This is a genomic window from Ureibacillus sp. MALMAid1270 (assembly GCF_049202975.1).
In the GTDB taxonomy this organism is placed as follows: Bacteria; Bacillota; Bacilli; order Bacillales_A; family Planococcaceae; genus Ureibacillus.
Genome location: NZ_JBMIRP010000030.1, coordinates 80,661 through 96,067, shown reverse-complemented (window position 1 = coordinate 96,067; position 15,407 = coordinate 80,661). Strand labels below are relative to the sequence as shown.

The window sequence follows — 15,407 nt, the reverse complement described above, 5'->3', positions numbered from 1 at the left end:
ACAAATCTACTTTTCTTATTTTATGATAGGTTAGAATGATGGATTTATGCTAAAAAAACTAGTCTTCCTTGGTTTTTCTATAGCTTAGGACAGGTACCTATTCTAATTTTCTTAAAATTGCGATAAACGGACAATGAACCTGTCCCTTCTTCCTTTGAAATTGTAGTGAATTGTCAGAAATATTTATGCACCCGGTGCATGTTATTTACCGAAAAAAAATAAGAAATGATATTATGCTTGAATGCATCAAAAATTACATGTTACGATCGGACTGGAATATTAATAAGCTTATGCAATATGCAGAAAAGCATTTTTTTAATAATTGATAGATTTATAATTACACTGGAACTATAAAATCGTCATACATTTTCCTATTTATCAAAAATTTTATAAAAAATGTTAGGGGGATATTTCGTGAAAAAAAGGATAATCTTAATCATCATTGTTATTTTAGGGGTATTAATATTAAATTGGCTCTCGAAAAGAGAACTTGACGGGCTCGAACATATTATGAAGACTAGCCCAGATATTGATTCCATTACGGTTAAAGATAGCAAAACAAATGAGGAACTCTTAACATTTTCAAATTCAGATCCTGCTTTTACAGATTTGGTAAATGTTCACGAAACCTTTTACATTTTAGAAGGGGAAGACAAAAAGATAGTGACCGGAGAACCGGTAGCAGAAGTTAACTATTATGAAAAGAAAGAATTGAAATATACCTTGATAATTTACCAATTAGAAGATGGATACAAGCTTAATTTAGAACATGGTAATAATTTAAGCACATACCAATATACACCATCTGGGGGGGATAGTTCTTATGTCATCTCGATTAAAGATACAAAAACAATATTAAGCGCTGCAAGAGCAAGTGTGATAATAGATACATTGATAAACAAAGAGTAATGGAAAAAATCCTAGACCAAAAATTTTTGGAACTAGGATTTTTTTATGTTTTATAAGAAGCATCCACTTCCACCACAACCGCGTTAGTATACGTGTATTACTTTCCGTTTTTTTAGTGATATAAACGATATAACTAGCCGATTTTGAGCGTTGTTATATCATTTATATCTAACCTATTTGTTGTAATTTCTGAGTTCTTCTATTATATAGGGTCACCTCATCTGATGGTAAAGGTCACATAGAAAAATTCTTTTATGAATGACTAGCTACTTAAATTGTTTGTGCACCCGGTACACGTTATTGAGAAGTAATTAAATTACAGCGAGAAAATCTTAGTTTTCAAATCAATATGTTAGAAGAGTTAGGGTTTGTAGAGGCCAGACCGTCTACGAAAAAAACTAAAAATATTATTGAGGATGATATTTTAGTTTTAGTGCCACAACAGCTAGGTAGTGTTTCTAAATATTCCTCTAAAGGTATCGGTGATGAAGACTCATTCTCTTCAGATGGATTTGAACGGTATTTAGCGGCAAAAAAAAGCAGCAAACGATGCAGTGCTTGAAAACTTAAAATCTGAAAAACAAAGAATCATTAAATTACAACAGGATGGGCTGATTTCAGAGGACGAAGCCCAAACACTTATTCAAAATAAAGAAGCTCAGGCTAGGTGAAAAGCTTCAAGGGTATTATTCAGAAGGCGAAGACTATTTAAAGGCTCAAGGTTTGCGAAAAGAGTATATTACATGGCTAAATCTTAAAATTGAAGATTTCTTTGTCCAAAGTAAATTAGATAAAAGAGGGACAGAGCTATCTATACGATATGACTTCCAACTAGATAACGAGATTGATAACATTGGTTGGTTAACGAAAAATATTCATCAGGCGATTTATCGAGTATTGAGGAAGAGGATTGGTGAATATGGAACGAGAGATTATGGGATTGCTAAAAAAATAGTAGTTGAGAAATTTGAGTTTTTTTTAATAGATTAGTAGAGGCAAAATTTGATTTTTATTGTATAAAATGGGATAATTTAATTGTTCTGTGAAAATAGTTGCAGAAGGGTTAAGTTTCACGCTTGTCAAGGTTATAAATATTTAGAACCTCAACAAGCAACCTAGTAACTTCTATTAAGAATAGCATAAGCTGAACTTCTAGATTACTAGACAAACTTAGCAGCATTGTAATTACCTCCATAAGGTAAGTATAGTGTAGAGTTTTAAGAGTAACAATATTGTAGTATATGGCGCGCGTGGTCAGCAGAGCATTCATCTTTGGATGAATGACACCAAATTAGGCTAGGAGGTTTTCTGTTATGAAACGGAGTAATGGACCACAACAATTACATAACCTCCCTAGCTCTTCTAAAATTAGTTGGGAAAAGTATAGAACTAAAGGTTATTTACATTTTGATGAGCGAATACAAATAGGGCATATGAAAGCTAACCTCATGAATGAGGATTGGATAGCTTCATATGCTTTTTTACCATTTATTCACTTCGAAATGAATTTCAAAAGATACGTAACTATTAAAGAAATCGATGATCAGGGACAAGTAACTAAAAGAAAAGAGCGAGGAAAACCTAAAGTACGTAAAATATTTTATGCTGCTCATAAGGATGGCTATATTTATAAATATTATGGTGATTTATTAAATAACGCGTATAACATCTATGCCGCTAATAATCAAATAGATGAAAATGTTATTGCTTATCGAAATAATAAATTTGGACAAAACAATATTGATTTTGCGTTTGAGGTGTTTGATCATTTATTTAAATTCGAAAGAGCAGTTGTAATATCAAGTGATTTTACAAAGTACTTCGATAATATTTCGCATGTTACATTGAAAGAAAACATTAAAAGAGTTTTAAGAGTAAACACTTTAAATCGAGATTGGTATCAAGTGTTTAAAAATTTAACTAAATTTACATATGTAAATAGAGAAGATATTGATAGATTTTTAGAAGAAAAGTATGGGAGAAAATTAAACAAAAAAATTAAAACGCATCAAATTAGTCGTATTATGGAGCCATTTGAATTTAGAGAATTTAAGAAAAATCATTTAAAGAAAAATCCTAATCAAGGTCCTTATGGTATCCCACAAGGTTCAAGTATGAGTGCAGTTTGCTCTAATGTGCTATTAATTGATTTTGACAAAGAAATTAGCGAGTGGTGCAAGGAAAAGTCTGCTAATTCCATGTATAGAAGATATTGTGATGACTTGATTGTAATTATCCCACTTGAAAATAAAAGTGAAGCTGAATTCACAACTATTCGAAATGAATTATTTGAAATCATTGATAAATACAAAAATGATGGATTAATAATACAACCTGAAAAAACAGAAATTAGGTTATGGAACGGGGACAAAATACTAGATGAGCAACTACAACCATCTAAATTAGATTACTTAGGGTTTGTAACCGACGGTGAAATGATTCAATTAAGAGAAAAGAGCCTTTTTAATTTTTACACAAGAGCATATCGAAAAGCCAATACTGTCAAACGGATTGAATTTGCTACAGAGCGAACAGGTCCAAAGAGGTCTTTGTATGATTTATATACGCATCTTGGATTTGAATATAAAAAGCGAGGAAATTTTGTTACCTATGCGTATAAAGCACATAAGAAAATGTGTCAGTTACCAGTTAAAAGTCTTATTAAAAAGCAGGTGAAGAGACATTGGGGGAAGATACATATACGACTGTCCTAATATTATAAAGGTGTTAAAAATAATTAAAGGGTCAGATCCATTTTGCATTTCTGGAAGAAATCATCGCAAAATATCTCCGAACCCTGTATCTAGTGTAATTAATTTATACATTCATTATATAGTTTTTAATATTTATTTGCAACATATTTAATAATAAGGGGAAAAACATGTATACCAATTTTAAAAGTGAAGGATATAATCCAATTTTAATGAGTCATCAAATATATTTTATCCAAAGATGGGGAGAATTATTAGACAATGGTCCGGTCCATTATCGTAAATTAGTTAAACCATCATTACGCTCCGTTTTAAAAGAAACACTTCAAGTAATTTCTCATTTTAAAAGCAATGTATTAAGGGAGTATAATGTTTTTGAAATTTTTGAGGAATTACAAGAAGTCCTCAAAAGTAATAAAGTATTAAAACAAACGTTCTTTGCGGATTTTGAATTATTAGAAGAAAGGATTAAACTTTTCTGTACTAATAAACAATCATTTAGCGAATTAAAAAATGAATGGGATAAGTATAAACGATTAGAATTATTTTATACATTGATAACAGCATTATTTAATAAGTTGGAAAATACGGATATTCCACGGATTTATGCTAATTATGCAGTAACTGAAATGAGCAAAGAAAAACTTTCTTTTGATAAAGTTGATGAAATACTTGAGTTGTTGGTAGGGGAACTGATTTATGAAGGACATCATAAACAATATTTATTTAACTGGGGAAGAGGGGTATTTATTACTGATTCAGAGCCTTCTTTTTTAAAAAGATTAGAAAGGATAGGGGAATTAGGTAATAAAAATAAAAGAAACTTTGAATGTTTTATTTCATTAAAATTACCTGATGGTTATAGGTCATTATTCGAGCAAGCAGAAGGGCGTATTACTTTTCATAAAAATGTGATTGAGTTAAGAACAAAATTTGCAAAAAAGTATTCTTTAGAAGAGCAGTATTCGGAAGGTCTTGATGAATTTTTTAAGGAAGAAAAACAAATTGCTAGAATTATAATAGATGCTACTGATGAAGTAGCGGCAATAAATTCTGCTCGTGAAGAATTAATTTCCACAACAAAACTATTTACATTAGAAAAACAATATAAACTATATGATCCGGGTAATTTATCAGATGCTGTAATATATGATTGTAAAGGAAATCAGTTTAATCCAAAGCCGTATATTGAAAGTTATCAACACGGTATTCAATTATCCAATAATGAGAAATACATAAAGATTAATCTAGAATCTAAAATGAATAAAAAATATCAGGGACTAGACCAATTATTACAATGGTGTAGGGTGATACAAGATTCGCCAAGAGAAACAGGATTAGTTGCCATGTGGAGTTTGCTAGAATACTTGTTTGTTACGGATCCTTCTAATAAAAGAGGAAGTATTTTAGAATACGCCACACCTTATATCTGTCATTTCTATTTGAAAAGTATAGCACATCGAATGAGAGAAATTTTAAAAGGAAATAAAGAAGAAAATACAATTCTAATCGAAGAAACCAAAAAGCAATTTGGAAATAATGCTATCGATAATCGAAATAATGAAATTAAGTTGCACTACTTAATCGAATTGTTGGCAAAAAATAAGCAATGTGTCATTGATGTCTATGATAATAAAATTGTCGAGCAGCGATATATAGGATTAATTAGTAAATATGTATCTTTGCGTGGTAAAAAATTATGGTTAAATGATTTTTTAATAAAACTAAATAATCAAGTACATTCGGACTTTTTAAGGGCATATAGACTTCGTAATATTTTGGCTCACCAAGCGAGTATGGAAGAGGAATATTTGGATGAAGTATATAGGGTCATAGCATTTTATTTAAAATTAATAATAGACGATTTATTATACACAATTACTTTGCAACCTAACAATTCAGTACATGATTTAGTAAAAATCAAAAAGGAAAGTTATGTAGAATATTTAAAAGGATTAAATGGCCTTGATAGTATGGATGATATAGATTTCAAAAAAATTATTAACACAAAGTCATTGTTAGTTTAAGAAAATCTATTTATCAATAGTAATAAGAAACATAAGATAATGACAGTATTCGTTAGAAAGGTTTAGAATTTGAGCAAGTTATAATAAGGGCAGCAGATTATACATTAGATAGTGTTAATAACTTAAATAATCATTATGTAGCTTTAACTAGAGCAAAAAATAAAGTTGTAATTATCGATAATGCTTATGGATATAGAAATGATGTAACAAAGAAATTGAACAAAAAGGAATTGCAAAAATGGTGGAAGTAGCAAAAATATTAAACTTAATCTGTAAAAATAATCGTCTCCGTAAGCAATTTTAAAAAACCTAGTCAAAATCGTGGTCAGTGGTTTAAAAAGAATTAGAAAAACCCTTTAAACTCTTGATATAATTGACTTCATCGGAAAAGTAGGTTCGACTCCCGCTGTCTCCATAAATGAATTTCATAGAGTTTCATTGAGTGTGTGTCAAAACCCTTGATATATAAGGGTTTGGCACTTTTGCTTTACTTTGGATACGTATTAATTATTTTTCTAGTTTCTAACTCTTATTACAAGCACAATGGTAATGCCTTACACCGTAGTTTATTTTTCAGAAAAAATAGGACTTTCATTAACAACAACTATGATTTTTATAATCGGAATAATTAGTATCATTGGCTATCTTATTGGTGGTAGGTTTACTGATCGTTTCGGTAGGAAAAAAATAATTGTGATCAGCGAAATTATCTCTGGAATTGGCTTTTTAATCGTTAGTTACTTTGATTCGTTACATTATTTTTATGCTATACCTATATTAGTAGCCTTTTGTTTAATATACTTTGTTGAAAGTGCTGCAAATCCAGCTTATTCTGCAATCATCATTGATGTAAGTAATGAGAGTGATAGAAAAGTAATTTATACTTATTTTATGTGGAGTTCAAGCGTAGCTTTTGCTATGGGAAGTCTTTTAGGGGGATTCCTTTTTGAAGATTATTCTGTTTGGTTATTTCTCACTGTAGGTATTACTTCATTTATATCTTCTATTTGTACATATCTTTTTATTAAAGAAATTTACACCCCTGAAACAAGCATTTCCATTGAAAATAATAACAATGGTCAGGGAAGTAAATTTAACTTATTTGGTATCTTTGCTTCCTGGACATTTGTTTTTCTTTGTATTGGTGAACTATTATTAAATATTCTAAAAGAACAATTTCCAAATTATTTAAGCATTCGAATCGTATCCAAATATCTAGTTGATGATATTAATATATCTGGTTATGAAATATTGGTTATCTAAACCTAGAAGACACAATTATAGTTACGATTGCAGCTGGTCTTATCCTTAAAATGACAAAGAGAATGTCAGACAAAACTAGTTTAATCCTGGGATTATTATTTTTCTCATTAGGCTATATTTTATTAAGTTATTTTATTCATCCCATTCTATTAATACTAGGAATGTTTTTAATAGCAATAGGGGGCTTGATCTATTTGCCAACTCTACAAACTATAACAGCAAATTCAATTCCTGAAAATTCAAGGGGAACACATTTATCAATTTTAGGGTTAATAGGGGCTTTTGGGGGAATGTTGTCAAGTTTATTTATATGGGGGATGCAATATATCTCAGAATTAGGAATAACTTTGATATTCATTACGTTAGGTATATTAATTATTGCAAATTATTTAAAGGTTTATAAACATGCACATCTCAAAAATACAGCTAAATGAACATTCCCGTAATCTATGATATGGATTTTGGTAGAGGATGGGACAAGCCCCTATATCTAGTTTAATATATATTTATTACCTAATTAGTTACTTCGATGTTTCGGGATAGTGTTAAAATTCAAATGAGTAGTAATGTTGTTGAGGTGAGAAAATGATATTAGTCAGTTCTTGTTTAGCGGGATTCAAAGTTAGATATAACGGTTCAGATAGTTTAGATGATAGAATACAAAAATTATTAATAGAAGAAAAAGCTTATACTGTTTGCCCTGAACTACTTGGAGGTTTTTCGACACCAAGAGAGCCTGCTGAGATCGTTGGAGGGGATGGGGAGGATGTATTAAATGGTAAAGCAATAGTTGTTGAAAAGTCTGGTAGAGATGTTACTGACTTATATGTAAAAGGAGCATACCTTACATTAAAGAAGGTTCAAGAATTGGGCGCAACAGCTATTATTCTTAAAGAATACAGTCCATCTTGCGGTAGTTCTATGATTTATAATGGAGAGTTTAAAGGAAATAAAATTCCTGGTGTTGGTGTTACAACAGCTTTACTTAGAAGAAATGGTTTAAAAGTAATTTCCGAAGAAAATCTCACGGATTTTTTAGATGAAATACAATAAGTATTCAGTAAATATATTTGAATCTAAACTAGCAGTAACAGAAAAGACATCCACTGTAAAAGTAGATGTCTTCCTATTTATATAGAGCTTTTCTTATTCAAGGAAGTGCCAGATTGTTGAATGCATTTACAACGTTAAACATACATTCCTAATCCATGACTAGACCACCATCAACGACTAAATTTTGCCCAGTGATGGCACGTCCACAAGGAGAGGCAAAGAATAAAGCCACTTCTGCTAGCTCTTTTGGTGTTGTCACTCTTTGTAATGGTGTTGTTGCTTCAATTATTTGAAATACTTCTTCTGTCGTAGCTTTACTCGCATCCGTTTGTTTTAAAAGTCCACCAGACATCATATTGACTGTAATGCCATACGCACCTAACTCTTTAGCCATGTTACGTGTAAATCCGAGCAACGCTGCTTTAGCTGTTGTATATTCATGATAAGCTACTACTGGATTTTGAAATAAGTTTGTTCCAATATTGATAATACGACCAAATCCTATTTCCTTCATATCCTGAATACATGCTTGAATACTGTTCAATGCACCCTTAATCGTTCCTTCCAATTGCTTATTGTAATCGGTCCATTGAAGCTCAAACACATTTTTTTGCGTAAGTGGATTAAATTCAAAATCAATCAACGCATTATTGACAATGGTTGTAATCGGCGTTTGAAAATGTTGTTTTGCCGTTTCGACCATTCGTTGCACTTCTTGTTCATTGCGTATATCTGCTTGTAAAGCGATCACTTGGGAACCTAAACTTTGTGCTAAACGGTGCGCTTTTTCCTCACTTTTATAATAATTCAGTACGACATTTGCCCCTTCTTTGACAAATGCTCTAACTAGTTCTTCTCCAAGTCCTCTACTAGCACCCGTAACTAAAACAGTTTGTTCATGTAGTTCCATCATCATTTCCCCTTACTTAATTTTTGTATAGTTGTTTGTATATCTGAACTTTCACAAATGACTGAAATAACAGCAACACCATCCGCTCCACTTAAACGAACGTCTAATGCATTAAATTCATTAATGCCACCAATCCCAACAATCGGAAAGTCAGGATACTTCATTCTCGCCACACGTAAAAAATCAAGTCCTGCAGGTGGTTTCGCATCATGCTTTGATTTCGTTGGATAAATTGGTCCAATACCTACATAATTGGCTCCGCTCCGAATAGCTTGATCTAATTCCTGTTCATTGTGTACAGAAACACCTACAATTTTATCGGTAGCGAGTGTTTTAAATTCTGTGATTGGCACATCATCTTGCCCGACATGAATCCCATCCGCTCCGATTTTTATTGCCAATTCGACGTCATCATTCACAATGAACGGTACATTATACGCATTGCAAAGTTTTTGACAGGCCAAGGCAAATTCTTCATAAGCTGCACCAGTTAAACAACCTGCTCCTTTTTCACGGAATTGGAAACAAGAAATACCTGCTTGCAATGCCTTTTCAAGTGTTTCAAGAGGCTTCTTGCTATTTTGTGTTCCCATAATAAAATAAACATCCAACAGATTACGATTCATGAATCAGTACCTCGCATTTTCCTTCTTCAAGCTTGTACGCAAAATGGTTGGTAGGACCATGACCATGACCAATCGATAAAGGGGTGGAAATGGCCAAATGTATAAATTTCTTCGCCTCAATCATGGCTTCTTTCATTGATAAACCTTTCGCTAACTTTGCAGTAAGTGCTGCTGAGAATGTACAGCCAGAGCCATGAGTATCTTTTGTTTGTACACGTGGTGTTGTCATCGTAAAATGCCCACCGTTCCAATACACCGAATCTGTCGCTAATGCTCCGTCTAGATGCCCACCTTTTAAGACAACACATTGTACACCTAATGCTAATAAATCATTTGCGGCCTGATCAATATCTTGCTTCGTTTGAATCGTCCGTCCTGTTAATACTTCTGCTTCAGGAATATTGGGGGTACAAACTGTTGCAATTGGCAATAGCTGTTCCTTCATTGCCCGAACAGCTTGCTGTTCTAGTAAGCTAGCGCCGCCTTTTGCAATCATGACAGGGTCCACTATTAACGGAATTTGCTGCTCTTTTAGCAATGCCACTACGCCTTCAATAATTGATGCATCAAATAACATACCAGTTTTAATTGCTTTTACATCAAAATCTTCGAGTACAGCCTTTAGTTGTGCTTGTACAAACGATGCAGTTATTGGAAAAATTCCATGTACACCTGTTGTATTTTGTGCAGTTAAAGCCGTAATGACCGATGTGCCAAATACCCCTAATTCCTGGAATGTTTTCAAATCTGCTTGAATACCAGCTCCACCACCACTGTCAGAACCTGCTATTGTACATGCAATCATTTTGTTCCCTCCGCGAATCTTTCTAAATGATTGAGTAAATTTTCATGCAATGTTCCAATCGGACCATACGCCAATTCACTTACTTGTTTATATTCACGTAGTAAATTTGCTAAATCTGCGAACAGCTCATTACTACTTGCAAGCATGGCTGCACATATCGCACTCAATAAACAGCCACTACCTGTCACTTTCGTGATCTTTTCATGACCGCCCGCGATCAGTTCTACTGAACCACCGTCTGTTAAAACATCTGTTTCTCCTGTGACAATGACCAAGCAATTATATTTACCTGCAATTGTTTTGGCAGTTTGTACAACATCGAGTTCACCTGAGCCACTATCCACACCTTTTGACTGCCAATTGACGCCGGCAATGGCTGCAAGTTCTCCTATATTACAGCGAATTAAGCTCACTTTTAACTGTTCTAATAACGCAAGCGTTGTACGAGTACGAAATTCAGTCGCCCCTGCACCAACTGGATCTAAAACAATCGGCACATGATGCTCATTTGCACTTTGGCCAGCTGCTAGCATGGAAGCGATTGTTCGTTCATTGAGTGTGCCAATATTGAGTAACAATGAATCAGCAATACTTGCCATTTCTTTAACTTCCTCAATGGCATCAGCCATTACAGGGGAAGCACCTATTGCGAGTAAGCCATTTGCCATCATATTCGAAACGACATAGTTTGTAATGCAATGTACGAGTGGCTTTTTTTCATTAATTTTTCGTAAGCTCAATGATATACACCTCCTGTATCCAACTTGACTTTTCGTAACGATCCGTCTGTTTTCTCACTTTTTCACAAAATTCCATACGTCTTCCTCCCTACTTGATGGACGTAAGTGCAAAAAAGCGTCTCTAAAAAATATAGAGACGCCAAAAAAGTGTATACTACACCTATAATTGCTCCCTACGTCAGTGTTAACTGTCAGGTTCAAAGGGTCAGGTTTTAACCTTCTCAACACGAATGTGTCCCCCCGCAATTAAAGTATTTGCATAAGAAAAGCTCCACGTAAGTTACGCGGAGCCATAGTAAGTACAGAAAAATAAATATCGTACTTTGCTCCCTACGTCCGTATTAACGGTCAGGTTCAAAGGGTCAGGTTTTACCTTCTCAACACAAATGTGTCCCCCTGCAAATGCATTTAATTAGCTTGATTCTATCAAAGTGGGAAGATTTTAACAAGTTTCATAGTAAACTCAAATTTAACTATATGTACTAAATGCTATTCGTTTTTGCTTTTGAGGTCTTTGTAAATTCATTTACCATGTCAATAAAATACTGAAGCACTCTTACATCTTCAGTTAACTCGGGATGAAAAGAGCAACCTAAAAATTGACCATCTTTTGCAAGAACAATACGATCTTCATATGTAGCTAGTATTTCTACATGATCACCGATGGACACAATATGAGGTGCCCGAATAAAAACTGCTGGAATATCGTCACCAATTGAAGGAATGGATAACTCCACTTCAAAACTATCTACTTGTCTACCAAAAGAATTTCTTTCTACCTCTACATCCATTAAGCCGAGATGAGGAGTTTCGTAACCCGTAATCTTTTTTGCCAACAATATAAGTCCAGCGCATGTCCCAAACATCGGAATTCCTTGCTGTGCCAATGCCTGTATTGGCTCTAATAAGTCATAGCGATCTAATAGTTTACGCATTGTTGTACTTTCACCGCCAGGCAAAATAAGACCGTCAAGACCATTCAAATCTTCAACTGTCTTTACAGCAACAGCTTTACAACCAAGAGATTCAATTTGGTGTATATGTTCTCTTATTGCACCTTGCAATGCAAGAACCCCTATTTTTGTCATACTACCAGCCACGCTCCTGCATACGTTCATTTGCATCTAGAGTAGCAATGTCAATACCCTTCATCGGAGTTCCAAGTTCCTTCGAAATTTCTGCAATAAGTTTATAGTCTTTGTAATGTGTTGTTGCTTCAACAATTGCGCGGGCAAATTTCTCAGGATTTTCTGATTTAAATATTCCAGAACCAACAAACACACCATCTGCTCCTAGTTCCATCATTAACGCTGCATCTGCAGGTGTTGCAACTCCACCAGCAGCAAAGTTCACAACTGGTAAACGACCTAGACGTTTAATTTCCAATAGCAATTCAAATGGTGCACCTAAAGTTTTTGCTTCTGTCATTAATTCATCCGTACTCATACCAACCACACGACGTACTTGTGCGTTTACTTTACGAATATGACGAACTGCTTCTACAATGTTACCTGTACCAGGTTCACCTTTTGTACGAAGCATAGAAGCTCCTTCACCAATACGACGTGCAGCTTCTCCTAAGTCACGGCAACCACAAACAAATGGCACTGTATAATCACTCTTAAGTAGATGGAATTCTTCATCAGCTGGTGTTAAAACTTCACTTTCATCGATATAGTCAACACCCATTGACTCTAATACACGTGCTTCAACAATATGACCAATACGCGCTTTTGCCATAACTGGTATCGTGACAGCATTCATAACTTCTTCCACAATTCGAGGATCAGCCATACGAGCAACACCGCCAGCTTTTCGAATATCTGATGGCACCCGTTCTAGTGCCATTACCGCTACTGCTCCTGCTGCCTCAGCTATTTTTGCTTGTTCAGCGTTAATAACATCCATAATAACGCCGCCTTTTTGCATTTCTGCCATTCCACGTTTAACTCTATCAGTTCCAACTTGTACCATAAAAATTACCTCCATTCCTGTAATGATTATTAGTATAATAAAGTTTGGCAACATAAAAAGAGTCAATTTTCTAATAATTAATAAGGTCAGTTGGAGGAGACACTATAAAAATTCTAATATTTTGAACTACAAAAAGTGTAGTTATTATGATGTAATCTACATTCACTCCATTAAAATAGCCATTTCCTTTTGTATTTTTTGATATTCATTCATTAAAAGATCTAACTCCTGGCTTAATTTAATCGTATCGGGATGAGCTAGCCCCTTTAATTGTCCTGTATGAATCATTTGGTATCTTATTTCTTCAATTTTTAATTGCACCTCATCATGAGGCAACATTATTGTATTCATAATTTAACTCCTACTAATATTCGATATAGTTTCTACAATGAAATTTTTAATATGACAATAATTTACAAACGAAGATCACTCAAAAGAGCAACGAGTAAATTTGATACAGAGAGTGGCGGTAAGTACAAATACAAATTTTTGCAATAGTTTACTTTGTTTTCTGGCGCGTTAGGGGATTATCTAAAGGAGTAGAAGGTAGTAATAGCGAACTTGCAATTAGGAATGACTTTTTCAGATAGGGGCTGCTGAAGCTCATTTTTTGGACAGCCATTTTTAAACTATAATGAAATAAATGCATTATAAGTTCTTCCTTTCCGGTATTTTACTGAAAAGGAAGAACGATTTGATTGTTTAATCTATTTTATTGGATGGGGCAATGAATAATTTTGCATCTGAATCTAGTAAATTATATATTTGGGGATTGGAAAGCAAATCATTATGTAATAAAGCATAGCGTTTAAGAGATGCTAATTTTCCTTTGCGTGCAAGATTATTAATATATCCAATAATATGCTGTGTTTTTCTAGAATAAATAGCATCATCTTTAATACTATCATTAAACTGAATAACCATATTTAAAAGCGTCATGGCTTCCATACTTAATTGTTTACAAATTTCAGGAGTAGTAAATTGATTCATATTTAGTTCAATAATTCTTCTCGCTTGTACAAAGTCTCCATTTTTGATATTTGTTTCTAGCATGTGTAAAACTCTATTTATCTTCATTGTTTTTCCATGTTAAATCCTTTTCATAATTTTAGACTTGTTAAAAAAAGTGGGAGATTAGTGGTATGCCATTTAGTTAGTCCTATGCTCTATGGACTAAAAGATGAAGTGTTACTCCAGTGCAACTTTCTAATAACAAGATGTATCATAATGGTTATTTGGTTGGTTGTCTAATTGCTTTCAAACATAAAAATTGGTATTTTAATCACATCAATCAATATTTTGAATCGAAAAATAAATAATTTGAAACAAAAATTTAATAATTTTTTTATAGTAAATTATTATTAGAAATATAAAAAACTCAGACGCTTATGCTGAGTTTTATTTAGTAGGATTTATACTTTTTTAATTCTAGTAACATATTCCCGGATATTTTTACTGTTTTCTCGTAATCTCTGAAATGTCCAATATATTTTTGACCTATCTGTTCAATAATCTCTAAATAATCAACATTTACTAAGTATGATTTGTGACATCTACAAAAGTTCTTATCTAGTTGTTGACTTAGGTCAAAAAGGGATTCATAGGTTTCATATTGCTTATTAATAGTATGAATGACGGATTTTCTATTCAATCTCTCTATGAATACGATCTCAGTTAAAGGAACGAAAATAATATAGCAATTATTTTTAATCGTTAAATTCCTTTTAACAGGAATATTCGATTGATTCATGGATTTATTAATCATATGGGTAGTTCTATGTAACGCATCATACAATATATTTTCACTTATTTCTTTCGATAATGTTTGATTTTGGTAGTCTTCTGGGGATAGTGATTTTTTTAATTGATTTGTTAAGTTAACACACGAACATACCACCTCAACAACCTCATCATTTTTAAATACTGGTCGTAACGTTGCAACGTAATAAATTCCGTTAACTACTGATTCATATTGTACTATATTACCTTCCCAAGCTTCTAAGTAGTATTGAAGTTTTCTATTGGCATAGTCTTCTGGTGCGAAGTCATGTAAGGTTTTACCGATAATATCCTCAGGTGTAAAACCAAGCTGATAAAGTAAATCTCCTTCAATCATAGTATGGATAAAAACATTATCTTTTTTGATAAACTTAAATACCATACCAGTTTGATGAGCGTGTAATTGTCTAACATATCTGAAATCACTCATATAAAATCACCCCAATACTTTGAAACTAAAAGTCACGTACAATCTAAAAAATTATATATTCTTTATATTTTATAAGAAATCTGATTAAATAGTAAGATTACAAAGAGTTTTACAGGAAAAATAGAGAAAGTGAATTATAAAAATGTTAAAAAATGGATGAAATAAATCGATAAAAATACC

Annotated in this window: 17 protein-coding genes, 1 pseudogene and 2 riboswitches; of the genes and pseudogenes, 9 read left to right on the top strand and 9 right to left on the bottom strand. The window is 33.0% G+C overall.

Annotation, left to right across the window (positions count from 1 at the left end; translation table 11 throughout):
* Positions 1-414: 414 nt before the first annotated feature.
* From ACOQFO_RS03620 to ACOQFO_RS03580, 9 genes and pseudogenes are all read left to right on the top strand, one after another.
* Positions 415-909, top strand: coding sequence for a hypothetical protein (locus ACOQFO_RS03620; protein ID WP_421688339.1), 495 nt, complete (start codon positions 415-417; stop codon positions 907-909).
* 349 nt (positions 910-1,258) lie between these two features.
* The gene (locus ACOQFO_RS03615) at positions 1,259-1,471 is read left to right on the top strand and encodes a hypothetical protein (protein ID WP_421688338.1); all 213 of its coding nucleotides are present in this window, start codon (positions 1,259-1,261) and stop codon (positions 1,469-1,471) included.
* A gap of 161 nt (positions 1,472-1,632) precedes the next feature.
* Entirely contained in the window at positions 1,633-1,899 is a 267-nt protein-coding gene (locus tag ACOQFO_RS03610; RefSeq protein WP_421688337.1) for a hypothetical protein, read from the top strand.
* Between the two features lie 323 nt (positions 1,900-2,222).
* Entirely contained in the window at positions 2,223-3,623 is a 1,401-nt protein-coding gene (locus tag ACOQFO_RS03605) for a reverse transcriptase domain-containing protein (protein ID WP_421688336.1), read from the top strand.
* 167 nt (positions 3,624-3,790) lie between these two features.
* Positions 3,791-5,647 (top strand): hypothetical protein, encoded by a 1,857-nt coding sequence (locus ACOQFO_RS03600; RefSeq protein ID WP_421688335.1) that lies wholly within the window; start codon positions 3,791-3,793, stop codon positions 5,645-5,647.
* 68 nt (positions 5,648-5,715) lie between these two features.
* Positions 5,716-5,898, top strand: a pseudogene (locus tag ACOQFO_RS03595) (hypothetical protein); the annotation flags it as partial.
* 280 nt (positions 5,899-6,178) lie between these two features.
* Positions 6,179-6,910: an MFS transporter gene (locus ACOQFO_RS03590; RefSeq protein ID WP_421688343.1), complete on the top strand. Its 732-nt coding sequence runs from the start codon at positions 6,179-6,181 to the stop codon at positions 6,908-6,910.
* Positions 6,898-7,344 (top strand): MFS transporter, encoded by a 447-nt coding sequence (locus ACOQFO_RS03585; protein ID WP_421688342.1) that lies wholly within the window; start codon positions 6,898-6,900, stop codon positions 7,342-7,344. Before ACOQFO_RS03590 ends, ACOQFO_RS03585 begins: the two co-directional genes overlap by 13 nt.
* A gap of 151 nt (positions 7,345-7,495) precedes the next feature.
* On the top strand, positions 7,496-7,963 hold the full coding sequence (locus tag ACOQFO_RS03580; RefSeq protein ID WP_421688334.1) for a DUF523 domain-containing protein: 468 nt from the start codon (positions 7,496-7,498) through the stop codon (positions 7,961-7,963).
* 148 nt (positions 7,964-8,111) lie between these two features.
* Here the strand turns inward: ACOQFO_RS03580 and ACOQFO_RS03575 are convergent, their stop codons facing one another.
* The 9 genes from ACOQFO_RS03575 to ACOQFO_RS03535 form a co-directional block, all read right to left on the bottom strand.
* Positions 8,112-8,873, bottom strand: coding sequence for a 3-oxoacyl-ACP reductase (locus ACOQFO_RS03575; RefSeq protein WP_421688333.1), 762 nt, complete (start codon positions 8,871-8,873; stop codon positions 8,112-8,114).
* A 2-nt stretch (positions 8,874-8,875) separates the two neighbouring features.
* Positions 8,876-9,499 carry a thiamine phosphate synthase gene (gene thiE, locus ACOQFO_RS03570; protein ID WP_421688332.1) on the bottom strand — a complete coding sequence of 208 codons (624 nt, stop codon included), beginning with the start codon at positions 9,497-9,499 and terminating at the stop codon, positions 8,876-8,878.
* A complete protein-coding gene (gene thiD / locus ACOQFO_RS03565; protein WP_421688331.1) occupies positions 9,489-10,304 on the bottom strand; it encodes a bifunctional hydroxymethylpyrimidine kinase/phosphomethylpyrimidine kinase in 816 nt (271 codons plus the stop codon). Before thiD ends, thiE begins: the two co-directional genes overlap by 11 nt.
* Positions 10,301-11,044 carry a hydroxyethylthiazole kinase gene (thiM, locus tag ACOQFO_RS03560; RefSeq protein ID WP_421688330.1) on the bottom strand — a complete coding sequence of 248 codons (744 nt, stop codon included), beginning with the start codon at positions 11,042-11,044 and terminating at the stop codon, positions 10,301-10,303. The genes thiD and thiM overlap by 4 nt, the downstream gene beginning before the upstream one ends.
* 153 nt (positions 11,045-11,197) lie before the next feature.
* Positions 11,198-11,296, bottom strand: a riboswitch (TPP riboswitch).
* 58 nt (positions 11,297-11,354) lie between these two features.
* A riboswitch (TPP riboswitch) is annotated at positions 11,355-11,452 on the bottom strand.
* A 74-nt stretch (positions 11,453-11,526) separates the two neighbouring features.
* On the bottom strand, positions 11,527-12,132 hold the full coding sequence (gene pdxT / locus ACOQFO_RS03555) for a pyridoxal 5'-phosphate synthase glutaminase subunit PdxT (RefSeq protein ID WP_421688329.1): 606 nt from the start codon (positions 12,130-12,132) through the stop codon (positions 11,527-11,529).
* A gap of 1 nt (position 12,133) precedes the next feature.
* Positions 12,134-13,018: a pyridoxal 5'-phosphate synthase lyase subunit PdxS gene (gene pdxS, locus ACOQFO_RS03550; protein WP_421688328.1), complete on the bottom strand. Its 885-nt coding sequence runs from the start codon at positions 13,016-13,018 to the stop codon at positions 12,134-12,136.
* 162 nt (positions 13,019-13,180) lie between these two features.
* A complete protein-coding gene (locus ACOQFO_RS03545) occupies positions 13,181-13,369 on the bottom strand; it encodes an aspartyl-phosphate phosphatase Spo0E family protein (RefSeq protein WP_421688327.1) in 189 nt (62 codons plus the stop codon).
* Positions 13,370-13,720: 351 nt separating this feature from the next.
* On the bottom strand, positions 13,721-14,071 hold the full coding sequence (locus ACOQFO_RS03540) for a hypothetical protein (protein ID WP_421688326.1): 351 nt from the start codon (positions 14,069-14,071) through the stop codon (positions 13,721-13,723).
* Between the two features lie 349 nt (positions 14,072-14,420).
* Complete coding sequence (locus tag ACOQFO_RS03535; protein WP_421688325.1) at positions 14,421-15,227, bottom strand: LytTR family transcriptional regulator DNA-binding domain-containing protein; 807 nt, start codon at positions 15,225-15,227, stop codon at positions 14,421-14,423.
* Positions 15,228-15,407: the final 180 nt, after the last annotated feature.